Origin of the sequence: Aurantiacibacter sp. MUD11 (genome assembly GCF_026967575.1) — a bacterium.
In the GTDB taxonomy this organism is placed as follows: Bacteria; Pseudomonadota; Alphaproteobacteria; order Sphingomonadales; family Sphingomonadaceae; genus Alteraurantiacibacter.
Genome location: NZ_CP114054.1, coordinates 778,459 through 803,113, shown reverse-complemented (window position 1 = coordinate 803,113; position 24,655 = coordinate 778,459). Strand labels below are relative to the sequence as shown.

Genomic DNA, 24,655 nt, shown 5'->3' with positions numbered 1-24,655 from the left:
CCATGCAAGAAGCACCGATCCGCGCCGCCATCATTCCCGTTACCGCCTTCCAGCAGAACTGCTCGCTGGTATGGTGTTCCAAGACCATGCGCGGCGTGCTGGTCGATCCCGGCGGCGACCTCGACAGGCTGAAGGACGCCGTGGCACGGGCCGGGGTGACGCTGGAGAAGATCCTCCTCACCCACGGCCATGCCGACCACTGCGGACAGGCGGGTATGCTGGCCAAGGAACTGGGCCTGCCGATCGAAGGCCCGCACGAGGACGACCGCTTCTGGATCAGCCGCCTCGAAGACGATGGTCCGCGTTTCCAGATGCAGTGCGAAGTGTTCGAGCCCGACCGCTGGCTGAAGGACGGCGATACCGTCACATTCGGCGAGGTGGAGATGGAGGTGATCCATTGTCCTGGGCACACGCCGGGCCACGTGGTCTTCTTCCATCGGCCCACCAATTTCGCCTTTGTCGGCGACGTGCTGTTCCAGGGCAGTATCGGGCGCACCGATTTCCCCATGGGCAACCATCAGGACTTGCTCGACGCGATCACCCAGAAGCTCTGGCCACTAGGCGATGGCGTGACCTTCGTGCCGGGGCATGGCCCCACCAGCACCTTCGGTCACGAGCGGCAGACCAACCAGTTCGTCAGCGATGCCGCGATGGCGGCTCGCGGCTAGACCACCTCGAAGGCGACAAGCGCCGCCCAGACGATCCAGATCAGGTAGGGCAGCATCGTCGTCATCATGCCCAGCATGCGGGGCAAGGCAGGCTTTTCATCCTGCATGCCGATGGCGTGCAGCACGCGGCCCAGCAGGAATACCAGCGCGGTGCTTCCGAGCAGCCAGCCGGCCTGACCGGACAGTTCCAGCACCAGGATCAGCACCAGCGCGATCGGTGTATATTCGGCGAAATTGGCATGGGCGCGCATGTGCCGCCCAAGCGCCACGTCGCCGCCGTCGCCATGCGCAACCTTCGCTGCCTGTCGTGCCTTGCCGCAGCGCATCGACAACCACAGGTTGATGAGTGCCGCGAGGCCTGCGCTAAGCAGGGTGATGTGCAGTTCCGCCATTGAATATTCCCTCCTGTGTCCCATCTGCTGGCTAATCCGGGTCGCGCGTGCTTGCAACCTCGTGAGAAATCGCTATAGCGCGCGCCTTCGCCGTACCGACGGACAGGCTGTGGCTGGCGCGCTTGCGCACCGGACCGGCTTCGCCTAGGGCGGCTCCGAACAGATTTTGCACGTATTCAAGGAACAGGTGCCGCAATGGCTGTCCCTAAAAGAAAAGTTTCGCCGCATCGCCGGGGCAATCGCCGGGCGCACGATTCGCTGAAGGTCGAAGCCTTCCACGAATGCTCCAACTGTGGCGAGCTGAAGCGTCCGCACATGCTTTGCAATGCTTGCGGCCACTACAACGGCCGCCAGGTCGTTGAGCCCAAGGGTCTCTAAAGCCCCTTTCGGACCGAGGAGCGTACGTCCATGAGCCTGCCCCGTATCGCGGTCGATGCGATGGGCGGGGACCATGGCGTGCGCGTCATGGTCGAAGGTGCTGCCCTGGCGCGTCGTCGCCACGACAAGTTCAAATTCCTGCTGGTGGGTGACGAGGAGCGGATCAAGGCCGCGCTCGACGATCATCCCGGCATGCGCGAGGCATCCGAAATACTCCACTGCGAGGATGTGGTGGCGGGCGACGAGAAGCCCAGCCGCGCGCTGCGTCGTGCCAAGACCACCAGCATGGGCCTCGCCATCCAGGCGGTGAAGGACGGCAAGGCCGGCGCCGCCGTCAGTGCCGGCAACACCGGCGCGCTGATGGCGATGAGCAAGCTGGCCCTGCGCACCATGCCCGGCATTGACCGGCCCGCGCTGGCCGCGCTCCTGCCCACGCTGAAAGAGCACGACGTGGTCATGCTCGACCTTGGCGCGAACACCGAGGCGGATGCCCGCAACCTGGTGCAATACGCCATCATGGGCGCCGCATATTCGCGGATTGTCACGGGTTTCGACAAGCCGCGTGTGCGCCTGCTGAACATCGGCACCGAGGATATCAAGGGCACCGATGCGCTGCGCGATGCCGCAGCCGCGCTGCAGGAAGCCACCGATCTCGCCCTGCAGTTCGACGGCTTCATCGAAAGCGACAAGATCAACCGCGGTGAAGTGGACGTGGTGGTGACGGACGGCTTCTCCGGCAACATCGCCCTCAAGGCGATCGAGGGCACGGCGCGCTTCGTGACCGACCTGCTGAAGACCGCCTTCTCGTCCTCGCTGCGTTCGAAGTTCGGCTTCCTCGTGTCGCGTCCGGCGACCGAACTGCTGAAGCACCACCTCGATCCCAACAATCACAACGGCGGGGTCTTCCTCGGCCTCAACGGCGTGATCGTGAAGTCGCATGGCAGCGCCAATGCGCAGGGCGTCGCCAATGCGGTGGCGGTTACGGCGCGGATGCTGGAAGCCGACATTACCCGCCGGATTACCGCCGACCTTGCTGCGCTTGGCGAAGACGCCCTGCGCGAAAGCCACAATGGGTCGGCGACGACGGACAGCGCGGGGGCTAAGTGATCCGTTCGGTACTCAAGGGCACGGGCTCCGCCCTGCCAAAGAACTGCGTCAGCAATGACGAGTTGGCCAAGCGCGTCGATACCAGCGACGAATGGATCCGCGAACGCACCGGGATTACCCAGCGCTATATCGCCGCTGAGGGGGAGACCACCGGCTCGCTGGCGACCGCAGCCGCGCAGGCCGCTCTCGACGATGCGGGCCTGACCATCGAAGATATCGACTTGATCGTGCTGGCCACGGCCACGCCCGACAATACCTTCCCGGCCACGGCCACGCAGGTGCAGCACCGGCTGGGCGGCGCACGTTTCCCGGCGTTCGACGTCGCGGCCGTGTGCTCGGGCTTCCTCTATGCGCTGACCACCGCCGATGCCATGCTCCGCACCGGCATGGCCAAGCGCGCCATCGTCATCGGCGCGGAAACCTTCAGCCGCATCCTCGACTGGGAAGACCGCACCACCTGCGTGCTGTTCGGCGACGGTGCGGGCGCCTTCGTCATCGAGGCACAGGACGTCGCTGAAGATGGCGCCGGAATCATCGCCAGCCGCCTGCATGCCGAGGGCGAGCATTGCGAAATGCTCTATGTCGACGGCGGTCCGTCAAGCACGGGCGAGGTCGGCAAGGTGCGGATGAAGGGCCGCGAGGTCTTCCGCCATGCCGTGGTGAACCTTGCCGGCGTGCTGGAAGAAGTGCTGACCGAGGCCGGGTGCCAGCCGAGCGATATCGACTGGGTCGTGCCGCACCAGGCCAACCTGCGCATCCTCGATGCCACCGCGCGCAAGCTGGGGCTGCCGATGGAACGGGTGGTGGTGACGGTCGACCAGCATGCCAACACATCGGCTGCCTCGGTGCCGCTGGCATTCGACGTGGCGAAGAAGGACGGGCGCATCAAGCCGGGCGACCTGGTGATGCTGGAAGCCATGGGTGGCGGCTTCACCTGGGGCGCGAGTTTGTTGCGGGTCTAGGATTTTTCCCCCGAAAAGCCCATGAAACCTTGCGCTTGAGTGCTCTTTCCTACATGCTCGTGATCGGGTCGCGAGATAAAATAAGGAGAGGGACGCATGAACGTTATGCGATCCGTGGGAACGTTGACCCGGGCCGATCTCGCCGAGACAATCAATCATAAGATGGGCTTTTCCCGGGCCGAGAGCCTGGACTTGGTCGAAGCCATTCTCGCCAAGATGTGTGACGCCATGACCGATGGCGAAAACGTCAAGATCTCCGGATTCGGCAGCTTTATCCTGCGCGACAAGAAGGAACGCATCGGCCGCAACCCGAAGACGGGTGTCGAAGTGCCGATCACGCCGCGCCGGGTCATGACGTTCCGTGCCAGCCAGAAGCTGAAAGAGCGCATCGCGCAAGGCTGATGAGCGAATTGCCGCCTCCAACCGATCGCTTCGACGATGGCAAGGCACCGGATGCCATGCGCACCATCGGAGAGGTCTCGGCGGCATTCGGCATCAAGCCGCACGTGTTGCGGTATTGGGAGCAGCAGTTCCCGATGCTCTCGCCGCTCAAGCGCAGCGGCGGGCGGAGGCTTTACCGACCGGACGATGTCGCCTTGGTGGAACGGATCGACGATCTGGTGAACCGCCAAGGCTACACGCTGAAGGGCGCGCAGAAGGCCCTGAAGGGTGGCTCTGCGACTTCGCCGCGCAAGGCGGAAACCACGGCTGTTGCTGCCGAGCAGCCCTCGCCGGAGAGCAACGGCGCGAATTCGCCGCAAGTGCTTGAACGCCTGCGTGGAATTCGCAGCCGACTGGATGCCGCGCTTACCCGGTAAAACGGCAATTCCGTAGTCCTACGGATTGCGGCGCCCCCTTGCGATGACGGACACTTGCAGTCCCGATCCGCCACGCGGTGCGCCGATGCCAGGTTCCAATCCCAGAAACTCCGCCCGAACCGGATTCCGTCGTCGGCTGTTCCTGCTGCCCAGGCACGGTTACCGACAGCAGGGCCGCGCCCTGTTGTGGGGCCTTGTGCGCTGCCGCTGGTCTGTCGGGCTGGAGAGTTGGACCACCGAGCCGCCGCGTCCATCGACGCGCAGGGAATGCCAGATCAGGCCCGCAGGGACCGTCCGGCTGCAGGTCTCGGATCGCTTCTAGCCGACGCTCTGCGGTCCCAGCTCGGGGTCGAGGTCGCGTGGGCGCGCGAAGTGAACCAGCCGGCCGCAGCCCGGCGCGATCTCGCGCCAGCTGTCGATATCGAGTTCGAACTGCGCGAAGGCGGCGGTCGGATACTTCTGCATGACTTCGTTGAACAGGGCGTTCTCATTTTCGGGAGCGACCAGTTCCAGCGCCAGCTCCTGCAGGCCCGGATTGTGCCCCATCAGCAGCACCGATTCTGCCCGGTCGTTGCAATCGGCCAGCAGCCGCAGCAGCGTGGCCGCATCGGCAAGATAGGCTTCCTCCTCGAACCGGGCGGGCACCTGCAGGCCGCTTGCTTCCAATGTGCGCTTCACCCGCTCCGCCGGGCTGGCGAGAACGAGGTCCCACTTGGTGCCTTGGCCGATGATGTGTTCGCCCATCAGGGCCGCGCCCTTGCGGCCGCGCTGGTTCAGGCCGCGGTCGAAATCCCGCAGGCTCATGTCATCCCAGTCGGACTTGGCGTGGCGCAGGAGGCCAAGGCGTTTCACTCGTGCACATCCTCTTCGCTGGCACCCGCTGGGCAGGAAACACCTGCTGCGACCCGTTGTAAAGCCTCGTCGAGGGTCAGGCGGATGACAGGCACGCCGGGCGGGAATGCGGTGAGCAGGCGGGAGGGGAACGCGGGGGACAGCACGACGAAGTGCCCGCGATCCTCGCGCGTGCGGATCAGCCGCCCGAATGCCTGGGCCAGCCGCCCGCGAATGATCTGGTCGTCATAGGTACTGCCGCCATTGGCCGCGCGGCGGGCGCGGTGGAGGATGCTGGGCTTGGGCCAGGGGACCTGCTCCATCACCACGCAGCGAAGCGATTCCCCCGGCACGTCGACACCGTCGCGCAGGGCATCGGTGCCCAGCAGGCTGGAATGCGGATCGTCGCGGAAGATGTCCACCAGCGTGCCGGTGTCGATCGGATCGACGTGCTGGGCGTAGAGTGGCAGGCCCTCGCGGGCGAGCCGGTCGGCGATGCGACCGTGCACGGCGCGGAGGCGGCGGATGGCGGTGAACAGCCCCAGCACGCCGCCCTGGCTCGCCTCGATCAGCCGGGCATAGGCCCCGGCAAGGCCGGCCAGGTCGCCCTTCTTGACGTCGGTGACGATCAGCACTTCGGCATTGCTGGCATAGTCGAACGGACTGGTGGCATCGGCCAGTTGCGGGTGGACTTCGATGTGCGTCGCACCCGACCGGGCGATGGCGGTCGGCCAGTCCGGCCCCTCGGCCGCGCGGTCGGTCAGCGTGGCGCTGGTCAGCATGACGCCGTGCGCAGGCTCCAGCACGACCCGGGCAAAGGGCTTCATCGGGTCGAGGAAGCGGCGGTGGAGGCCGATATCGAACTCGCGCGAATCGTTGCGCTCGACGCTCAGCCAGTCGACGAATTCGGGGTCTGCCGGACCGCCCAGTCGGTTGAGCAGGGCTTCCCACGCCGCCAGCGTATCGATCCGCCAGCTGAGCGAGAAGCGCGCACCTTCGATCCGGGCGCGGCCCTGGCCGTCGAGCCAGTCGGGGGCGTCCTCCAGCATGGCTTCCAGCCGCAGGCCCAGCTTGATCAGCGGTCCGCGAATTTCGGCCAGCGCCTGCGCAGCGGCCTGCGCGCGTTCGATGAAGTCGCCGTCGAGCCCGGCGGCCTCGGTCTCGATGCCATAGCCGGCGTCCAGCGCGCCGCTCTCGTCGCGCGCGTAGGTGAGGGCACGCACGGCGGCCAACAGCGCCTCTATCGGTCCCGAAGGCTCGTTCTCCGCCAGCCGCCCGATCCAGCCTTCGCCGGGCAGCGCCTGCGCTGCCTCGACCGCGGCATCGATGGCTTCACTGCCGGCTTCGTCGTAGCTCGCGACATCGGCCAGCCGTGCGGCGAGGCCACGACGGCGCCCCTTGGATCCGCGTTCGGGGCCGAGGATCCAGCGCTTCAGCTCGATTGCTTCCTGCCCGGTCAGCGCGGCGGCGAAGGTGCTGTCGGCGGCGTCGAAGACATGGTGTCCCTCGTCGAAGACGATGCGCGTGGGGCGCTGCGCGTGGTCGCGTCCGCGCGCGGCGTTGACCATCACCAGCGCATGGTTGGCGATGACGAGATCGGCCTGCGCGCTGGCCCGCGCGGCGCGTTCGATGAAGCACTTCCGATAGTGCGGACAGCCGGCATAGACGCATTCGCCGCGCTGGTCGGTCAGCGACTTGATGGCGCGCTGGCGGAACAAGGTGCCCAACCAGCCGGGCAGGTCGCCGCCGATCATGTCGCCGTCCTGCGAAAAGGCAGCCCAGCGTGCCACCAGCTGTGCCAGCACGGCCGCGCGGCCGCCGAAGCCGCCTTGCAGGGCGTCCTCCAGGTTGAGCAGGCACAGGTAGTTCTCCCGCCCCTTACGCACCACCACCGGCCGGGTGCCGTCGGCGCGCCGCTCCGGCCAGGCGCGCTGGCTTTCGGCGCGCAACTGCCGTTGCAGGTTCTTGGTATAGGTGCTCACCCAGACGGTGCCGCCCGACTGCTCCGCCCACAGCGAGGCGGGGGCGAGATAGCCCAGCGTCTTGCCGATGCCTGTGCCCGCCTGTGCCAGCAGCACGTGCGGCTTCTCCTGCCGTTCGCGCGGGGCGAAGATGCTGCCGACGTTGCGGGCATAGTCGCGCTGGCCCTCGCGCCGCTCCGCCCCTGCGCCGGTCAGGCGTTCGAGTTGTCCCTCAATCGCCGCTTCGTCCAGCGCCACCTGGGCGGGCTGCGGGCGCTCGGCGCTTTCCTCCCATTCGGGCAGGCGGGAGAACAGCCACTTCTCGGCGCTTTGCGGTGGGCGAACGTGCGGCGCGAGCACCGTCGCCCAGGGCCAGCGCAAGCGCGCCAGCGATTGCAGCACGCTCCACGCGCCTTCGCGCTCTTCCCAGTCCTCCGCCTCGCAATGCGATAGCAGGATGGCGGCGGCCCGTTGCAAAAGTAGCGGTACGTCGCCGCCGTCTTCGGGCTCGGCCAGTCCGACAGCATGGGCAAGGCCCTTTGGCGTCGGCACGCAGAACTTTGCCGGATGGACGAAGGCGAACAGCTCCAGCAGGTCCAGCCCCGAAAGATCCGGATAGCCCAGCCGCGTCGCCACCAGCGGAGCATTGAGGATCAAATGCGGCGTATCCGCCGCCGCCATTACCGCTTCACCCTTGGAAACCCCGCGTGCGCTGCCGTTCGCCGGACAGATCCAGCTGCCCGCATGGCTGGCGTGCAATGCGGGGAGGGGAAGGGGCGCGGGGGAGGCCATTAGGACGCACTATCGCCGATGAGAACGAAATGTAAACGATACTCGGTGGGTCGCGGTTAACCCCTCCACCGTATTCCTGATCGGCAATTCTACGGGGACCAGAAGACCGGGGAGATTAGCCATGCGCCGTCTCGCAATCGCAACCACCGCCTGTGCCGCGCTCGCCGCTGCAATCGCTGCACCGCTCAGCGCGCAGGACTCGCGCGACGTGCTCGACGAGCACAACCAGGCCTACAACACCGGCGATTTCGAGGCCTTCATGGGCACCTTTGCCGAGGATGCCGTGGTCGTGGTCGAGGGCTACGAGTTCCGCGGGCGCGACGCGATTGCCGCGAGCTACGCCCCCAACTTCGGCCCCGGCGCTCCCCGCGCGCGGATCGAGCGCATGGGCCGTGCTTCGGGCGGCGGCATCGTCCAGCGTGAAAGCTATGTCTACGCCGACGGCACGGAAGTGTGCTGCACCGTCACCGCCATCTGGGTGGAAGGCGGCGAGATCACTCGCGTGCTGGTCGACACGGGCGGCCTTGGCGGCTGATTTCCGCAGATTGCGGGTGGGCCGGACCCACCCGGTCATTCCCCATCAGTTGCGCGGCGAGCAGGTCCAGTTCGACGGATCGTTAGCGTCGCCGCTGCCGTTGTAGCGGGCGACATTGGGCCATGCGCAATGCGGGCGGACGAGGTCGCTGTCGGCCTTGCCGCCAAGCAGGTAATCCGGCGCCTGTCCCGTCTCCATCCAGTCTTCCATCGCGGCGAGGTAGTCGATCCGGTCAGCGCCCGGTCCGCCCGAACAGTGGCCCATGCCGGGGACGAGGTAGTAGCTGAACTGCGTGCCGGCCTCGAGATTGTCGCGGTAGACTGCGCGAGCATAGTCGTTCGACAGCACCGGGCTGGGCCCGGCATCGTTCTCGCCATGCCAAAGCATCAGCTTGCCGCCACGTTCGAAGAAGGCGGAAAGGTCGGTCTCGTCAGCCTCGTACATGTCGGCGAAGTCGGAATTGCGCACGGTCAGGTAGTTGGCGTCGGAGAAGTTCTCCCAGTCGACGGCACGGGCGCCGAAGATCACCGGTTGCAGGCCCATCAGGCCGCCGCCGCGCGTGGGATCGGCATTCTGACCGGCACCGTCGGCGCGGTTGAAGAAGCCCCATGAGGCTTCGCCGCCGCGGCTCATCGGGTGCATGGCCCAGCTGCCGTCGGAGGCGCGCTGCCCATTGTACAGCGTCATCAGGGCATCGACCTGCTGCGGGCTGAGACAGCCCTCGCTTTCACCCGGCGCGCATTGCAGGCTGCGCGGCTGCCAGCTGCACTGGCGCGGGCCGTTGATAAGGCCATCGGCCAAGCCATCATTGGCGTCGCAGGCGGCAACGGCGGCGTCCTGCACCATCTGCAGCTCTTCGTTGGTGAACGCGGCACCCGGCTCGGCGAACACGCCGTTGCGATAGACCGCGCTGGTCTGCACCTGCAGCGTGTAGACCGGCGCGCCGACAATCACCGCGTCATAGTCCGCCGGATAGCGCTGCGCTTCCATCAGGCCCATGCGGCCACCGGTGGAGCAGCCGGAATAGACGGCGTTATCATGCGTGCGGCCGTAGAAGCTGGCGGCCACGCGCTTGCCTTCCTGCGTCATGGTGTGGATGGCGCGGTGGCTGAAATCCTCGGCCTGGATGGGATTGATCGTCCACTGGTTGCCCCAGGCCTCGGTGCTGGTGTGGCCGCCGTTGGTCTGCATGGTGGCGTAGCCCTTCAGCAGTCCGTCGCGCGCAGCCATCAGCGTGGTATTGCCCAGCCAGGCTCCTCCGCCGATCCCCAGCACGTCCCCGTTCCAGTTCTCCGGCAGGCGATAGACCACGCCGATGTTGGAGCCATCGACCGGGTGCAGCGTGGTGCTGACCTCACAGAAGGCGGGCAGCCCATCTGCCGCGGCGACCCACATGGCCTGCATCGTGCCGCTGGCCATGGCAGCGCAGGCATCGGCGCCCACGAGCAGGGTTTCTTCGGGCATTGCCGTGTCGGCAGTGGTGCAGGAGGCGAGGGCCAGCAGGCTGGCGGAAGCGGTCAGGATACGCATGGAAGTCTCCGGATCAGGCGAGGGCAAGGCGGGTGATCGTCCAGCCCTCTTGAGTGCGAGCGAATTCGGCTTCGAGGCGACGGCTGACGCGTGAAGAGGCGCTGCCCTGGCCCTGGAAGCGGGCCATCTTCTCGATCGTGGTATCGCCATCGAAATCGGTCAGCAGGTCTACCTCTGCGCGCGACTGCCAGCTGGCGCTGCTGCCGTCTGCGGCGAAGGCCAGCTGCGGATCGCGGCTACTGTCTTCGCGGATGGCGCAGACCTGCGGATCGATGCGGATCGCGCCCGAACTGGCGACGAAGCTGCTGCAATCGCCATTGCCGTTGAAGCGGCGGACAAAGCCCTTCACGAGGTCGGCGATGGCGCGCTCGTCCTCCATCCGGGCGAGGCGAATGGCCGTATCGTCAGCCGCCATTGCTGCGGCGGGGGCGAGGACGGCAACCGGCGTCGCCGCAAGGGCGCCAAGCTTCACGAAGCTGCGGCGGTCGGTGGTGGTGAATTTCTCGCTCATGCGTCTCTCTCCCACGCATCGGGTCCGAAGAACCGGTCGACGTCGATCTTGCCGGCGTGACGGGCCGGGGCACCGACGTTGCTCATGCTGAGACCGCGCTCTGCACCCATGTGATAGCCGATCCCGGCATCGTGCATCGTGCGCATGTTGATCAGGATCGTGCCCAGCGTGCCGTTGCATGCTTCTTCCTGCCAGCGCGCGAAATAGAGCTGGTCGCGGATCTTCACGAAATCGCCGCTGCCGCTCCATTCGGTGGCGAAGTGCCCGCTGGGCGTCGGGATGATCCAGCTGGTCGTGTTGGGCGTCGAATAGAGGTGCATCGAGTTGAGCCCCGGCGAATATTCCCAGGTGAATGCGCGCCCCAGCAGGTCGCGTGTGCGCTCGTGTCGCCGCGTTCCCGGATCGGGGATGCCTTCGCCCACCAGCTTGCCGAACAACGTCTCGCACCCTGCCTCGTTGGCGAAATAGGGGGTGTTGAGGAAACCATGGAAGTTGGTCGCGAGCCCCGCATCGAAATCGGCCACCACGATATGACAATCGTGGTTTCGCGCACCCTCGATAAGGTGCCCGAAGATGAAGGCGCCGGGCATGACTTCCCAGGCGTTGTAGCGCGCCTCGGTGAAGCCGCCCCGGCCGTCCATCCGCCATTCGAGCGTTTCGGGTCCGGTTACCCGGTATTCCATGCGCGGACCGTCGTCATAGTCGATGACGAAGGTCTTGCCCGCCATGGCCGCGCTCTTTTCCGTGCCGTTGCCGGCCATCGGGCTGTCGCGGTCGAAGACGTGGACGTTACCTGCGGCGATGACGGCATCGACCTCTTCCGGGGTCATCTTGTCCATCGTTTCCAGCGGGCGATAGATGCGGCGCTCGCCCTTCGCCCCGTCAGGCATGGCCAGCGGCGTGGCACTGAAGTCGCCAAGTGCTTCGAAGCGGGCATTCTGGCCCAGCCACTCGCCCGTTCCGCGGAACATGTAGTATTCCAGCTCGTCCAGCCCGTTGAAGCCCATGCGCAGGCCGACCGATTGCAGCCGATTGGCGTCCATCACGTAGAGGTGCAGCATGCCCGAAAACTCGGCCTCGACGCGGGCGAACAGGTAGAGATCCTCGGTCAGGAAGATGTAGTCGGCGGGCGCGGAATAGCCGCGATTGTCGCTGAGGCGATCCAGCTCGACCCAATGGGTGTAGGTCACCGAACAATAGTATTCGAGCGTCCGGTTGCCGGTGTCCTCGGTCCATGAGAGCGCGCGTCCCTCGCAGCGCAGGGTGGGATGGTGCGGTTCGCCTTCGGGCGCTGCATCGCCTTCGACATGGCCATGCCAGACGGCGCGATTGACCTCGCGCGCGCGCGGCGCCGGGCCATCGCCGTACCACAGCTCGAACAGTGTCGCGCGATTGCTGTGCCGGTCCCACGCCAGCGCATAGCCGCGCGGTTCGCGGGGCAGCAGTACGCTGACGAGCGTGACATGCTCCAGCGTCTGCGCGCCATAGCCGGTTTCGGTACCGCCAACTTCCACCCGCATTTCAGGGCTGAAGATGAAATCCAGCTCAGGCCCGTCCTCGCTGCGAAATCGCAGGGTGGTTCCGGCAAGGTTGTCATGCGGTGCTAGGCTCTGCGGCCCGGCCAGGGCGGGCGCCGTCAGGCGGCGCTGCACCTCTGCCAGCGAAAGATCGGTGTATTCGTACCGGAACAGTGGAACGTCCGGATAGGCCTTTCGGCTGGCAGTCGGGCGTATCGCCATGTGAGATTCTCCCCTCTCTCAACGAAGGGAGGATGCCACAGCACCTCTACGCTGCCAATCGCTTTCGTTGACTTAGTCCGCAGCCGCGCCGGCGACCTGCTCGATCCGCAGGGGTTCGGGGAAATAGTTGGTCTGGATGGGGAAGGGGATGTCGATGCCCTTCGCGTCCAGCGCCTTCTTGATCGCCTTGATCGCCTCGCTCTTGGTCTGTCGCAGGTCGCGCGAGGCGGACTGCGCATACCACTGCACGAGGAAATCGATCGAGCTGCCGCCGAATTCCTGTGCATAGACCACCACGGGGCGATCCTTCACGATGGCATCCACCGTGCCCATTGCTTCCTCGATGGTCTTCTGCGCCAGCTCCAGGTCGGTGTCGTAGGCCACGCCCACGATCACCTCGTTCCGACGCACGGTATCGTCGGTCAGGATCTTCACCGCGTTCTTGAACAGCATGGAATTGGGCATGATGGTCAGTTCGTTGGAAAGCTGGCGGACATAGGTTTCGCGCAGGGTGATCTTCTCCACCTTGCCCAGCACGCCCTCGACCTCGATCAGGTCACCGATGCGCATCTTCTCACGCAGCATGATCAGCACGCCGGCGAGGAAGTTCTCGAAAATGTCCTGGAAGGCGAAGCCGATGGCCAGTGCGCCGATGCCCAGGCCGGCGATCAGGCCAGTCGGTGTAAAGCCGGGGATGGCGATGATCAGCGCCAGCATGATGCCTGCCAGCCAGATGGCCAGCCGCACCACAGTTTCGAGCAATTGCCGCAGGTCCTCGCGCATGGTGGACTTGCCCGCCAGCCGGTCGACGATGCGCACGGCGAACTTCGCCACCAGCCAGGTGACGAACATTACGAGCAGGGCGATGGCGAGGTTGGGCAGGATGGCGATGAAGCCTTCCCACATGGAAACAATCTGGTTTTCGAGGATTTCGACGTAGTTCAAGGGTGCCCCCGGTTCTGTGGTTTTGCCAATCAATGGCGCGCGCCCGCTAGGGTTCCGAATCGTTTCGCGCTTGCGAAAGCTTCGGTCATGCGCAAAAGGCCCAGCCCATGTTCAGCACCGATCTCATCGAAGCCGCCCGCGTATCCAAGGCCTGGCCCTTTCAGGAGGCCCAGCGTCTAGCGAAGCGATACCGGGACGGTAAACCCGGCGGAAAGCCCGTGCTGTTCGAAACCGGCTATGGCCCCTCGGGCCTGCCGCATATCGGCACCTTCCAGGAAGTGCTGCGCACCACGCTGGTGCGCAAGGCTTATGAAATCGTGGCGGCCAGCGACGACGGTACGCCCGCGCCTACGCGACTGGTCGCCTTCTCCGATGACATGGACGGCCTGCGCAAGGTGCCCGACAACGTGCCCAACAAGGCGCTGCTGGAAGACAACCTGCACAAGCCGCTGAGCCGCATTCCCGACCCGTTCGAGAAGTACGAGAGCTTTGCCGCGCACAACAACGCCATGCTGCGCGAATTCCTCGACCGATTCGGCTTCGAGTACGAGTTCATCGCGGCGTCCGACCGTTACAACTCCGGCGCTTTCGACGATGCGCTGAAGCAGGTGCTGCGGCACAACCGGGACATTCTCGACATCATGCTGCCGACGCTGCGTGAAGAGCGGCGGCAGACCTATTCGCCGGTGCTGCCGATCAGCCCGAAGACCGGCCATGTGTTGCAGGTGCCGGTGGAAGTGCTCGACGCCGAGACCGGGATGATCCGCTTCACCGACGAAGACGGCGAAGTGATCGAGCAAAGCGCGCTGGGCGGCATGTCCAAGCTGCAGTGGAAGGTCGACTGGGCCATGCGCTGGTATGCGCTGGGCGTCGATTACGAGATGTACGGCAAGGACCTGACCGACAGCGGCGTCCAGTCGGGCCGGATCATCAAGGCGCTGGGCGGTCGCAAGCCCGAAGGCCTGATCTACGAGATGTTCCTCGACGAGAAGGGCGAGAAGATCTCCAAGTCCAAGGGCAACGGCCTCTCGATTGAGGAATGGCTGACCTATGGCAGTGAAGAAAGCCTGGGCTTCTACATCTTCCCCAATCCCAAGAGCGCGAAGCAGCTGCACGTCGGCGTGATCCCGCGCGCGGTGGACGACTACTGGCAGTTCCGCGAGCGCATCCTCGAACAGGATATCGACAAGCAGCTGGGCAACCCGGTGTGGAACCTACTGCGGGTGAAGGATTCGAGCGGCTCGCAGCCGCCCATCGGTTCGGGCGACAGCCTGCCGGTGACCTATGGCCTGCTGCTCAACCTCGTCAGCGTGCTGGGCGCGACGGCAACACACGAGCAGGTGTGGTCCTACCTCGGCAATTACATGCACGACATGGACCCCGACGATCACCCGGACCTCTACCGGCTGGTGGAGAAGGCGCTCGCCTACAACCGCGATTTCGTCGCGCCGACATTGCAGAAGCGCGCGCCGGCGGAGAACGAGGCCGCGGCGCTGCGCGAGCTGGATGCGCGGCTGGCCGAAGTCGATCCCGACATGGCAGCGGAAGATCTGCAGACCATCGTCTACGAGATCGGCAAGAACGAGGCGCACGGGTTCGACAACCTGCGCGACTGGTTCAAGGCGCTCTACGAGACGCTGCTGGGTTCCTCGCAGGGGCCGCGCATGGGCAGCTTCATCGCGCTCTACGGCGTCGAGAACACCCGCAAGCTGATTGCCGAGGCGCTGGCCGCCTGACGCGGCGCGGCTCGCGGTGGCCTAGTGCCACTCGCGGGCGCGATACCACTTGGTGATGATGTATTTGCAGCCGGCCGTTACCGGACGGCCCGCATGCATCGTCTTGGTATTGGTCAGCCCGTCTGGCGTGGCATTGTTCCATGCCAGCAGCACGCCGGGCTTCGGTTCCAGGGCGATACCCAATTCGGTGAAATCGGTGGTGCCGCCGGCTTCCACGTCGTTGAGGAAGACCATGGTGGTGAAGCTGCGCTGCCCGCCACGGCTCATCTCGAAATCCCAGTAGCTGGTATCGGGATAGAACCAGTCGTGGTGCGGCTGGAATTCCTGCCCCGGCATGTAGCGCTGGCCCTGCACGGTTTCGCCGTGGCTCGGGTCTACCCCCAGCAGGTCGTCAATGCGGCGGCTGATCTTCTTCACGAAGGGATCGTGCGGGTCGACATCGCCCGAATAACTGGTGCGGTAGCCGGAGGAGTAATCGAGGTCGAACACCTTGCTCGGCTTGGCCGTGGCATCGATCAGTTCGATCATCTTCGCGCATTCGGCCGGCGTCATGAAGTCGCCCACGGCGAACAGTTCCACCTCCTCGCTCGGCACCTTGTAGACCTGCGGATTGGCGGCCAGCCGCTCGCGCACCTGCTGGCCCTGCTTCTTCAGCCGGGCCTGGTCGGCATTGGGCGGATACTTGCTCTTGGTGTCGGTCGTCATTGCCCCGGTGTTCTTCCAAACCCGCCTGCCGCTGGCAAGACAATTGCGGGCATAGAAAAACCCCCCGCCCGGTTGGGGCGGGGGGTCCATCGCCGGCCACTCGCTCCGGCAATGACATTGCTCTTCCTTACCAGAAGAAATCGTAGATCACGTCGACCACCTCGCCGGTGTAGATGTCCACCAGCAGCACGTCGTCATAGTAGCGGACCCAGCGATAGGGGCCGTAGACCTCGGGCAGGCGGTACTGCCAGGGATCGGTGATCCAGTAGCGCGAACCGAAGAACAGGCTGTCGATGAAGAAGCCGATGCTCAGGCGGCGATAGCTGTAGTTTCGGTACGGCGCGTAGTAACGGCCGAGGCGGTACAGGCGCCGGTTGTGGTCGCGATAACGATGCCAGTTGTACCGGCTGTCGCGACGCCACTGGTTGCGGTTCCACCGGCGATAGTCGCGGCGCGCATCCCGATAGCCGTCCCGGTACGAACCGTTGCGGTCGCGATAGCGGCGCTGGTCCCGATCCCGGTCGCGATAGCGGCGCTGGTCGCGGTCGCGGTAGCTGCGGTTGCGATCCCGGTCACGATAGCTGCGATTGCGATCACTGTCGCGATAGCGGCGCTGGTCCCGATCCCGGTCGCGGTAGCTCCGGTTGCGATCACCATCGCGATAGTTGCGATCGCGATCCCGCTCTGTCCGGCGATCCCGGTCGCGGTCACGGTCACGGGTGGAAACCGCGCCGCTGCGATTGCGGATGGTCAGGTTGCGATCACCCCGGCGATTGTCGTCTGCCCGGCGGTCGACGCGGCGGTCTGTACGTCGGTCAGCGCGGCGGTCGGTCCGATCCGCGCGCCGCTCGGTGCGAACATCGCGGCTGCGTTCGTTGCGTGCCTGGCGGGCCTGTTCGCGGGCGACCGAGAAATCACGCAGTTCGCGCGGGGCGCGGTCTTCCGCCTGGCTGCCACGATTGGTGGCACGCTCGCGGCTCTGGCGATTTCCGGAACGGGCCTCGCGATTGCCGCGTCGGCCTTCGCCACGCGCCTCGCGGTCACCCCGGCGCTGTTCGTCGGCCGAGGTATCGACATTGGTGGCTGCGGCGGCGGTAGCCGGAAGCATGGGTGCCGCCATTGCCGCGGCGAGTGCGGCAAGGCCGCAGGATTTCAGAAGTTCTGCGAGTTGCATTGCAACATCTCCCTATGTTGACCAATGCCGCCCGAGTGCCGCGGCCATGAGTAAGTCAGTAGAAGTCATTCGATGTCGCAAGTTGTATCGATTCGCGATGAGCGTTAACTGAACCGGCTTGTTTGCTTAACGTTCAGGTTTCTTGGATCGAAACTGAACAATGGAAATCGGGGGCAAATTGCTCGAATCATTTGAAAATGTCCGGGATGATGTCGCGACGCGCTTGCTTGACGGCGCCCGGAACCGGCGATCAGCCATGCATCTGGGCACGGTGGCGACCTCCGATGCCGATGTGCGGATCATGGTGCTGCGCGCCTTCGATCAGGATGGCTGGACCCTGCGTTTCCACACCGACGCACGCTCGCCCAAGTGTGCGGCGATCGGCGAGGGCGCGCCTGTCGGCGTGCTGTTCTACGACCGCGAGGCGAAGATCCAGCTGCGCTGCCGCGGCACGGGGCGGATACACCGCGACGATCCGCTGGTAGAGCAGGCCTGGCAATCCAGCACCAACTTCGCCCGCCGCTGCTACCTGGGCGACGGGCCGGGCACGGTGGCCAACGGTCCCAGCTCCGGTCTGCCGGCGGAGTGGGAGGGGCGGGAGCCCAGCGACGATGTGTTGATGCCCGCGCGGGAGAACTTCGCGGTGCTGCTGGTCGATTTGCACGAAGTCGACTGGTTCTACCTCTCCAATGACGGCCATCGCCGCGCCGTGCTGGACCTCCAATCCGGCGAGGGGCGCTGGATAACGCCCTGATTGGCAGAGGCGTTCGGTGATTCGACGGGGCTGTGGTATGGTGCAGCCATCGCGTCGCAGTCATCGGAGGGGTGTCATGCGGACCTTGCGTTTTGTCGTCGCCATTGCGGCATACCTGCTGTTCTTTGCCACGTTCCTGTACCTGGTCGGCTGGACGGGGAACCTCGTCGTCCCGCGAACCGTGGATGCGGGCGGGCCGGAAGGTGCCCTGGGCACCGCCATCTTCACCAACATCGGGCTGCTCGCCGTGTTCGGCTTGCAGCATTCGGTGATGGCACGCCCCGGCTTCAAGAAGGCCCTGACCAGGACTGTGCCGCCCGCGTTCGAGCGGACGGTCTACGTCCTCGCCTCGGTCGCGGTGCTGTGGCTGATGTTCATCTTCTGGATGCCGATGCCCGAAGTGGTGTGGTCGGTCGGCGAGGAAGGACCGGCGGCCATGGTGCTGTGGGCGGCCTTTGCCACGGGCTGGCTGATCGTCTTCATCTCCACCTGGCTGCTCAACCATTTCGAGCTGTTCGGCCTGCAGCAGGCCTGGCACGACATGCGCGGCACCCCGGTGCCCGATCCGCGCTTTCGCGAGCCGCTGTTCTACAAGGTCAGCCGCCACCCGCTTTACCTCGGTTTCCTGATCGCCTTCTGGGCCATCCCGACGATGACGCAGGGCCACCTGCTGTTCGCCGCCGGAATGACGGTCTACGTGCTGGTCGCCATCCGGTACGAAGAGCGCGACCTGGCCGATGCGCTGGGCGATGCCTACCGCGAGTATCGCACGCGAGTGGGGATGCTGCTGCCCGGTATCGGCAAGGCCAAGGGCTGACCCCGCTCTCCGCGGCCGATTGCCCGCATGGTGCCGAACAGCAGCGCAATGACCGGTCGGGGCAAGCGCTAATGGGCGTGACTCGCGCTTGTGGATGCAATACTTTTTGCCCGTGCCAGACCTGAAACCTTTCCAGCAGAACAGCGCCGAGCACCTGCGGCTGGTGATCGAGACCGGCCATATCGGCATCTGGGAACTGGACGTGAAGAGCGGCCAGGCATGGCGCAACCGCATCCATGACGAGATCTTCGGCTATCCCGAGATGCTCGACGAATGGACCTACGAGCAATTCCTCGATCACATCGTGGAGAAAGACCGCGAGCGGGTCGATAACGCGCAGCAGGATGCCATCGCCAACGGCCGCGAATGGGTGTTCGAATGCCGCATCACCCGTGCCGACGGAGCCGAACGCTGGATCAGCGCGGCGGGCCGCCCGTTGCTCGACGAGCAGGGCGAGACGGTGAAGCTGATCGGCCACGTGATCGACGTGACCGAGACCAAGCGCAAGGAAGCGCGGCTGGAACTGCTGACCGAGGAACTGAACCACCGCGTGCGCAACATGCTGGCGATGATCACCTCCATGGTGAAGCTGACCGGCGCGGTGGCGCGCGACATTCCGTCGTTCACGCAGACGCTGCTGGGGCGCGTGGGCGCGCTGGCCCGCACGCAGGAACTGATCGTGGGCGATACCTCTACCCGGATGCCGCCCTCCGCCATCCTGCGGCAGGAGTTGCAGGCCTTTCCCGACCTCGGTCGCCGCACCGACATCTCGGTGGCGGGGGAGCAGGAGCTACGCGGCTTCGTGGGGCAGGGGCTGGCACTGGTGTTCCACGAGCTGATCACCAACGCGGTGAAGTACGGCGCCTTTTCCAACGACCACGGCCGGGTGGCGGTGCGTTTCGACGTGCAGGACGGCGTGCTGCACATCGACTGGAAGGAAACCGGCGGCCCGCCGGTGGAGCCGCAGGAAAGCACCGGCTTCGGCACCCGCCTGATCGCCGGGGCGATAGGCTCCTACGCCAAGGTCGACCTGCAATTCCCCGAGGATGGCGTGCACTGCGAGATTGCGCTGACGCTGGGGCCCGAGACGGCTTAAGATTGGGTCCAGTGCAACAGCGGTAGAATGCGCTTTTCACACAGTCGCGCGCGCTGAGGTGGATGGACGTCAAGAACCTTGGTCTTGATTCTCTGTCCTACGTGAGTCACGCGCCGCAAGATATTGTTCTGTGAGCTCAAGATCGACTGCAGGAATCGGATTGGATGCTCGCCGTCTTTGATATTCAGCCTTCCTTCGACGAGCTCTAAATCGAAGTGGCAAGCTCCCAAAGAAACCTAAACTTTCAATTTTAGCCTTTTCCCACTCTTCTTTCAGTAGGTCATTACAATATATTTTTAAAAGTGAAGACCATCGAGAGTAAGAAGTCTTATCGCCACCTGTAGCCCATATAACGTGAGCAATAATTCTCACAATTTCCTGATCTAGTTCAGCTCTTCGATTTAGTTTGAGTTGAATAATCTGGGCTTTCTCTTTGGCTCCCGAAAGTTTTTCCGTAAGTTGGGCTGCGTCGCCTGTGTCCCAAGCAAGCTCCACTTCTTGAATTGAATAGGCGAAGTCAGCGAAGTCGCTTCGAAGTTCTCCAACCCACTTAATTCGTTCGGTGACAATCGTCTCGACAAATTTGGAATGTCGTGAACTAGCAGAATGTACGACAAGTCCGATCAGGCCGCCAATTAGGGCAATAATTGCAGCAGCAGTACCATCTACCGCTACTATCTCTGCCCAAATTCCGCTCAACGACTCCACACAAATTACCTAGTCAGCTTCTTATACTGCATCCGTGTCGGACGGTCGGCCGCGTCGCCCAGGCGGCGGCGCTTGTCTTCTTCGTAGGCTTCGAAGTTGCCCTCGAACCATTCGACATGGCTGTCGCCTTCGAAGGCGAGGATGTGGGTGGCCAGGCGGTCGAGGAAGAAGCGGTCGTGCGAGATCACCACGGCGCAGCCGGCGAAGTTCTCGATGGCGTCTTCCAGCGCCGACAGCGTTTCCACGTCGAGGTCGTTGGTCGGTTCGTCCAGCAGCAGCACGTTACCGCCTTCCTTCAGCATCTTGGCCATGTGTACGCGGTTGCGTTCACCGCCCGACAGCTTGCCGACGTTCTTCTGCTGGTCCGCGCCCTTGAAGTTGAACGCGCCGACATAGGCACGCGTGCTCACGTCGTGGCCGTTGACCTTCATGTAGTCGAGCCCGTCAGAGATTTCCTCCCACACGTTGTTCTTCGGGTCGAGGTGGTCGCGGCTCTGGTCGACGTAGCCGAGGCGCACGGTGTCGCCGATCTCGATGGTGCCGCTGTCGGGCTGTTCCTTGCCGGTGATGATCTTGAACAACGTGGACTTACCCGCGCCGTTGGGGCCGATCACGCCGACGATGCCGCCCGGTGGCAGCATGAACGAGAGGTTCTCGAACAGCAGCTTGTCGCCATAGGCCTTGGAGATGTTCTTGGCCTCGATCACCTTGCCGCCAAGGCGCTCGGGCACCTGGATGACGATCTGCGCCTTGCCCGGCTTGCGGTCGCCCATCTCGTCCTGCAGCTGCTCGAACTTGCGCACGCGGGCCTTGGACTTGGTCTGGCGCGCGGCGGGGGTCTGCCGGATCCACTCCAGTTCGCGGGCGAGCGCCTTCTGGCGGCCCGATTCCTCGCGGCTTTCCTGTTCCAGGCGCTTGGCCTTCTTCTCGAGGTAGGTCGAGTAGTTGCCTTCGTACGGGTAGTAGGAACCGCGGTCGAGTTCGAGGATCCAGCCGACCACGTTATCGAGGAAGTAGCGGTCGTGGGTGATCATCAGCACGGCGCCGGCATATTCCTTGAGGTGGTTTTCCAGCCACTGCACGCTCTCGGCGTCGAGGTGGTTGGTCGGTTCGTCCAGTAGCAGGATGTCGGGCTTCTGGATCAGCAGGCGGGTGAGCGCGACGCGGCGCTTTTCACCGCCCGAGAGGTTTTCGACGCTGGCGTCCGACGGCGGGCAGCGCAGCGCTTCCATGGCGATTTCCAGCTGGTTGTCGAGCGTCCAGCCGTCGACGGCGTCGATCTCGGTCTGCAGCTCGGCCATGCGTTCGCCCAGCGCCTCGAAATCGGCGTCGGGTTCGGCCATCTGCGCGGCGATGGCGTTGTACTCGTCGACCTTGTCGGCGATGTGGCGCGCGCCGTCCTTGACGTTCTCCAGCACTGTCTTGCTCGGGTCCAGCTCCGGCTCCTGCGGCAGGTAGCCGACGGTGATGTTCTCGCCCGGCCAGGCCTCGCCCGAGATGTCGGTGTCGATGCCTGCCATGATCTTCATCAGCGTCGACTTGCCGGCGCCGTTCGGGCCGACGATGCCGATCTTCGCCCCGCGGTAGAACTGCAGGTTGATGTTCGACAGCACCGGCTTCTGCGCACCGGGGAAAGTCTTCGTCATGTTCTTCATGACGTATGCGTACTGGGCGGCCATCTGGGGTCCTTCGGGAACTTGTCTGGAGTTGTCTGGAATTCGGTCAGGTTTCGGTTGGCCAGATAGGCGAGGGCGGGGGCGCTCGCAAGGGGCGGAACAATCTTACGGCAAACGGCAGAAATGTTGCGATCCCGAAGAGTTCCTTATGTGGCCGTTAACCTGTTCGTGCCAATTGAAGTACTTCGAAACGGGCGGGAAAATGCGCGAACAGATCCTGGGAATGACGACGCCCCTGATGGCGGTGCTGTTTGCCGCCATGTTCGTCGTGCTCTGGTGGCGCGGACGGATGGGCGGTCACGTGCTCGCCTTCGGTGGCGCCTATATCCTGTTCAGCGCCGGCTTTGCCGTCACGCACTGGCTGCCCACTTCGTCGAACTTCGTCTTTGTCCTGACGCAGGCGTTCTATTCGTTCGCCTCGGCCTTGCTGGTCTGGGCCGCCTGCCGCCGCTCGGACAGGCCGCCGTTGCTTGGCGTGCAGGCATCGATCTACGCCATCGCGGTGGTCACCCTGTGCACTGCCACGGTGCTGTCCGACGATGCCGGCCCGCGTGTGGTGATCGCCAATGCCGGTTACGGCATGATGTTCTTCGTCGGCGTGATCTCGCTGCTGGGTGCGCCGCGACGATCGTTCGTGGATACGCTGGTCATCGCCATCCTCGCCTTCAACACCGTCGACTTCATGGTCCGCCCGATGATGACCGTGCTGGCCGAAGGGGTGATCCCGGCCGAGTTCTATCGCCAGTCGCTATACTACTCGATCATCGGCCTGGTGCTCTCGATCAAGTCGCTGCTGACGGCGATGGTGCTGGTGGGGGCCTGCGCCTACGACCTTGCCATCCGGATGCGCGAAAACTCGGACCGCGACACCCTGACCGGGCTGCGCAACCGCCGCGCGTTCGAGCATGACATCGCCGCGCCGCTGATGCGTGCCCGCGACGCCAAGGTGCCCGTCAGCCTGGTGATTGCCGACATCGATCACTTCAAGCAGGTGAACGACCTGTGGGGGCACCAGGCCGGCGACCAGGCCATCGCTGCGTTCGGCAAGCTGATCGACGGCATGATCCGCGAGCACGACATTTCCGGCCGCATCGGCGGCGAGGAATTCTGCGTGCTGGTGTGGAACTGTCCGCACGATGCCGCCTGCCGCCTGGCGGAACGATTGCGCGTGGCCTTCGCCCGGCAAGTCCATCCTGCAATCGGCGAGAACATCCGCCTGACGGCCAGCTTCGGCGTGGCAGCACTGCGCGAGGACGAAACCTACGACCGCCTGTTCAGCCGGGCGGACGCGGCACTCTACCGAGCGAAAGACAGCGGCCGCGACCGCGTGCTGGGCGAGCACAAGGTGGACCACCCGGTCGCCGCCAACGAAAGTGGCGTTCGGCACGTCGCCACCGGCTGATCCGCACCGCCCCTCCCAAGGGCTGTATTGGCCAAGGGCCGTATTGGAGTCGGCCGGTTAGGCAGTCAGTATTGCCGCCATGGATATTGCGATCATCGGAGCCGGCATGGCCGGTCTTTCCTGCGGCCAGAGGCTGGCTGAGGCAGGGCATCAGGTGCGCCTGTTCGACAAGGGCCGGGGTCCCGGTGGGCGCATGTCCACGCGGCGCGTAGACCTCGAAGGCCAGACGCTGCACTTCGATCACGGCGCGCAGTATTTCACCGCCAGCAGCGATGCCTTTGCCCGGCAGGTGAGCGAATGGCATGCGACCGGTGCCGTGGCCCGCTGGCCTGCCGCGGGTGACGATGCCTGGGTGGGTACGCCCGGGATGAACGCTCCGGTAAAGGTCATGGCTTCGCAGCAGGACGTGCAGTTCGGCACGCGCATAGAGACGATCGAGCGCACCGAGGGACGCTGGTGGCTGCTTGGCGAAAATGCGCCTCGCGAGACCTTCGATGCCGTGATCAGCGCCGTTCCGGCAGAGCAGGCCGCCCCGCTGCTGGCACCGCATGTGGCAGCCGTGGCAAGCTTGGCCGAGGGCACCGTGTCGCAACCCTGCTGGACGCTGATGGTCGCCTTCGAACGCCCTGCCGACCTGCCGCATGTCATCCGGGACACGGGCAGCATCGGCTGGGCCGCACGCAATTCCAGCAAGCCGGGTCGCGGCGGGAGCGAGTGCTGGGTGGTGCAGGCGTCGCCCGAATGGTCGCAGCGCCACCTCGAACAGCAGCCGGGCGTGATCGTGGCCCTGCTGGTGCTGGCCTTGCGCCAGCTGGGCAACGGCGAACTGCCCGACATCCGCCATGCCGCCGCGCATCGCTGGCGTTATGCCTTTGGCGGCGATGCCGGCCAGGGCGCCGTGTGGGATGAGCAGGCGCGGCTTGGCGTGTGCGGAGATTGGCTGGCAGGTGGCCGGGTGGAGCAGGCCTACCTGTCGGGATTGCAGCTTGCCGAGGAAGTGCTTGGCCAGTCAGCCGCGGCTGGCGTGACCCAACGCTATGGCTGAGGTCACCGTCTGGTACGACAGTACCTGTCCGCTGTGCCGCCGCGAGATTGCCTTCCTGCGCCGGCTGGATCGAGGCGACCGGATTGCCTTTGTCGACGCGCACGGGCCGGAGGCACAGTCCTGCCCGGTATCGACTGAAGACCTGCTGGCCCGCTTCCATGCCAGCGAGCATGGGAACATCCTTTCCGGCGCGGCTGCCTTCGCCGCCATGTGGCGCGCGATTCCCTTGCTCCGCCCGCTGGGCGAAGCGGCACGCATCCCCTTCGTCCTGCGGTTGCTGGAGAAGGCCTACCTGCGCTTCTTGAAGCTGCGTCCCCGACTACAGAAATGGGCGGGCGACAACTAGCCGACTTGCGGCCCCCGCCGCGCTCGG

At 64.9% G+C, this 24,655-nt stretch carries 25 protein-coding genes; 14 read left to right on the top strand and 11 right to left on the bottom strand.

The annotated features are described in order from the left end of the window. The first annotated feature begins 2 nt into the window (after positions 1-2). The gene (locus OZN62_RS03935; RefSeq protein WP_330848760.1) at positions 3-668 is read left to right on the top strand and encodes an MBL fold metallo-hydrolase; all 666 of its coding nucleotides are present in this window, start codon (positions 3-5) and stop codon (positions 666-668) included. Here the strand turns inward: OZN62_RS03935 and OZN62_RS03930 are convergent. After that, positions 665-1,060, bottom strand: a complete 396-nt coding sequence (locus OZN62_RS03930) for an MAPEG family protein (protein ID WP_269101439.1) — start codon at positions 1,058-1,060, stop codon at positions 665-667. The genes OZN62_RS03935 and OZN62_RS03930 overlap by 4 nt on opposite strands. A 195-nt stretch (positions 1,061-1,255) precedes the next feature. Here OZN62_RS03930 and rpmF point away from each other — a divergent pair, with 195 nt between their 5' ends. The 5 genes from rpmF (at position 1,256) to OZN62_RS03905 (ending at position 4,325) form a co-directional block, all read left to right on the top strand. Beyond that, entirely contained in the window at positions 1,256-1,438 is a 183-nt protein-coding gene (rpmF, locus tag OZN62_RS03925) for a 50S ribosomal protein L32 (RefSeq protein ID WP_269101438.1), read from the top strand. Between the two features lie 30 nt (positions 1,439-1,468). Then, the gene (plsX, locus tag OZN62_RS03920) at positions 1,469-2,545 is read left to right on the top strand and encodes a phosphate acyltransferase PlsX (RefSeq protein ID WP_269101437.1); all 1,077 of its coding nucleotides are present in this window, start codon (positions 1,469-1,471) and stop codon (positions 2,543-2,545) included. Further along, positions 2,542-3,507 (top strand): beta-ketoacyl-ACP synthase III, encoded by a 966-nt coding sequence (locus tag OZN62_RS03915; protein ID WP_330848759.1) that lies wholly within the window; start codon positions 2,542-2,544, stop codon positions 3,505-3,507. Before plsX ends, OZN62_RS03915 begins: the two co-directional genes overlap by 4 nt. A gap of 105 nt (positions 3,508-3,612) precedes the next feature. Next, positions 3,613-3,909, top strand: a complete 297-nt coding sequence (locus OZN62_RS03910) for an integration host factor subunit alpha (RefSeq protein WP_269102097.1) — start codon at positions 3,613-3,615, stop codon at positions 3,907-3,909. Further along, entirely contained in the window at positions 3,909-4,325 is a 417-nt protein-coding gene (locus OZN62_RS03905) for a MerR family transcriptional regulator (protein ID WP_269101436.1), read from the top strand. The genes OZN62_RS03910 and OZN62_RS03905 overlap by 1 nt, the downstream gene beginning before the upstream one ends. Before the next feature lie 318 nt (positions 4,326-4,643). Here OZN62_RS03905 and OZN62_RS03900 read toward each other — a convergent pair whose 3' ends face one another. After that, positions 4,644-5,177, bottom strand: coding sequence for a SixA phosphatase family protein (locus OZN62_RS03900; protein ID WP_269101435.1), 534 nt, complete (start codon positions 5,175-5,177; stop codon positions 4,644-4,646). After that, positions 5,174-7,909 (bottom strand): ATP-dependent DNA helicase, encoded by a 2,736-nt coding sequence (locus tag OZN62_RS03895; protein ID WP_269101434.1) that lies wholly within the window; start codon positions 7,907-7,909, stop codon positions 5,174-5,176. Before OZN62_RS03895 ends, OZN62_RS03900 begins: the two co-directional genes overlap by 4 nt. Positions 7,910-8,030: 121 nt before the next feature. Between OZN62_RS03895 and OZN62_RS03890 the strand changes: the two genes are divergently transcribed. After that, positions 8,031-8,444, top strand: a complete 414-nt coding sequence (locus tag OZN62_RS03890; RefSeq protein ID WP_269101433.1) for an SgcJ/EcaC family oxidoreductase — start codon at positions 8,031-8,033, stop codon at positions 8,442-8,444. A 45-nt stretch (positions 8,445-8,489) separates the two neighbouring features. Here OZN62_RS03890 and OZN62_RS03885 read toward each other — a convergent pair whose 3' ends face one another. The 4 genes from OZN62_RS03885 to OZN62_RS03870 form a co-directional block, all read right to left on the bottom strand. Beyond that, entirely contained in the window at positions 8,490-9,974 is a 1,485-nt protein-coding gene (locus tag OZN62_RS03885) for a tannase/feruloyl esterase family alpha/beta hydrolase (RefSeq protein WP_269101432.1), read from the bottom strand. A 13-nt stretch (positions 9,975-9,987) separates the two neighbouring features. Then, positions 9,988-10,485 (bottom strand): hypothetical protein, encoded by a 498-nt coding sequence (locus tag OZN62_RS03880; protein WP_269101431.1) that lies wholly within the window; start codon positions 10,483-10,485, stop codon positions 9,988-9,990. Then, positions 10,482-12,224 (bottom strand): MoaF N-terminal domain-containing protein, encoded by a 1,743-nt coding sequence (locus tag OZN62_RS03875; RefSeq protein ID WP_269101430.1) that lies wholly within the window; start codon positions 12,222-12,224, stop codon positions 10,482-10,484. The genes OZN62_RS03880 and OZN62_RS03875 overlap by 4 nt, the downstream gene beginning before the upstream one ends. Positions 12,225-12,296: 72 nt before the next feature. Beyond that, on the bottom strand, positions 12,297-13,169 hold the full coding sequence (locus tag OZN62_RS03870; protein ID WP_269101429.1) for a mechanosensitive ion channel family protein: 873 nt from the start codon (positions 13,167-13,169) through the stop codon (positions 12,297-12,299). Between the two features lie 107 nt (positions 13,170-13,276). On the opposite strand from OZN62_RS03870, the gene OZN62_RS03865 reads away from it, so the two are divergent. Further along, positions 13,277-14,905, top strand: coding sequence for a lysine--tRNA ligase (locus tag OZN62_RS03865; protein ID WP_269101428.1), 1,629 nt, complete (start codon positions 13,277-13,279; stop codon positions 14,903-14,905). Between the two features lie 21 nt (positions 14,906-14,926). On the opposite strand, the gene OZN62_RS03860 is transcribed toward OZN62_RS03865, so the two are convergent. Both OZN62_RS03860 and OZN62_RS03855 read right to left on the bottom strand, forming a co-directional pair. Next, positions 14,927-15,610 (bottom strand): prolyl hydroxylase family protein, encoded by a 684-nt coding sequence (locus OZN62_RS03860; protein WP_269101427.1) that lies wholly within the window; start codon positions 15,608-15,610, stop codon positions 14,927-14,929. Positions 15,611-15,737: 127 nt separating this feature from the next. Next, positions 15,738-16,784, bottom strand: coding sequence for an RcnB family protein (locus tag OZN62_RS03855; protein WP_269101426.1), 1,047 nt, complete (start codon positions 16,782-16,784; stop codon positions 15,738-15,740). A 160-nt stretch (positions 16,785-16,944) separates the two neighbouring features. Here OZN62_RS03855 and OZN62_RS03850 point away from each other — a divergent pair, with 160 nt between their 5' ends. From OZN62_RS03850 to OZN62_RS03840, 3 genes are all read left to right on the top strand, one after another. After that, a complete protein-coding gene (locus OZN62_RS03850) occupies positions 16,945-17,538 on the top strand; it encodes a pyridoxamine 5'-phosphate oxidase family protein (protein ID WP_269101425.1) in 594 nt (197 codons plus the stop codon). A 76-nt stretch (positions 17,539-17,614) separates the two neighbouring features. After that, positions 17,615-18,355: a methanethiol S-methyltransferase gene (gene mddA, locus OZN62_RS03845; RefSeq protein WP_269101424.1), complete on the top strand. Its 741-nt coding sequence runs from the start codon at positions 17,615-17,617 to the stop codon at positions 18,353-18,355. A 112-nt stretch (positions 18,356-18,467) separates the two neighbouring features. Next, positions 18,468-19,451: a sensor histidine kinase gene (locus OZN62_RS03840; RefSeq protein WP_269101423.1), complete on the top strand. Its 984-nt coding sequence runs from the start codon at positions 18,468-18,470 to the stop codon at positions 19,449-19,451. Positions 19,452-19,520: 69 nt separating this feature from the next. Here the strand turns inward: OZN62_RS03840 and OZN62_RS03835 are convergent, their stop codons facing one another. Then, complete coding sequence (locus tag OZN62_RS03835; protein ID WP_269101422.1) at positions 19,521-20,150, bottom strand: hypothetical protein; 630 nt, start codon at positions 20,148-20,150, stop codon at positions 19,521-19,523. 14 nt (positions 20,151-20,164) lie between these two features. Further along, complete coding sequence (gene ettA / locus OZN62_RS03830; protein ID WP_269101421.1) at positions 20,165-21,838, bottom strand: energy-dependent translational throttle protein EttA; 1,674 nt, start codon at positions 21,836-21,838, stop codon at positions 20,165-20,167. Between the two features lie 220 nt (positions 21,839-22,058). Between ettA and OZN62_RS03825 the strand changes: the two genes are divergently transcribed. From OZN62_RS03825 to OZN62_RS03815, 3 genes are all read left to right on the top strand, one after another. After that, the gene (locus tag OZN62_RS03825) at positions 22,059-23,237 is read left to right on the top strand and encodes a GGDEF domain-containing protein (protein WP_269101420.1); all 1,179 of its coding nucleotides are present in this window, start codon (positions 22,059-22,061) and stop codon (positions 23,235-23,237) included. Between the two features lie 79 nt (positions 23,238-23,316). Continuing rightward, on the top strand, positions 23,317-24,282 hold the full coding sequence (locus tag OZN62_RS03820) for an NAD(P)/FAD-dependent oxidoreductase (RefSeq protein ID WP_269101419.1): 966 nt from the start codon (positions 23,317-23,319) through the stop codon (positions 24,280-24,282). Next, positions 24,275-24,628, top strand: coding sequence for a thiol-disulfide oxidoreductase DCC family protein (locus tag OZN62_RS03815; RefSeq protein ID WP_269101418.1), 354 nt, complete (start codon positions 24,275-24,277; stop codon positions 24,626-24,628). The genes OZN62_RS03820 and OZN62_RS03815 overlap by 8 nt, the downstream gene beginning before the upstream one ends. The last annotated feature ends 27 nt before the right edge of the window (positions 24,629-24,655 follow it).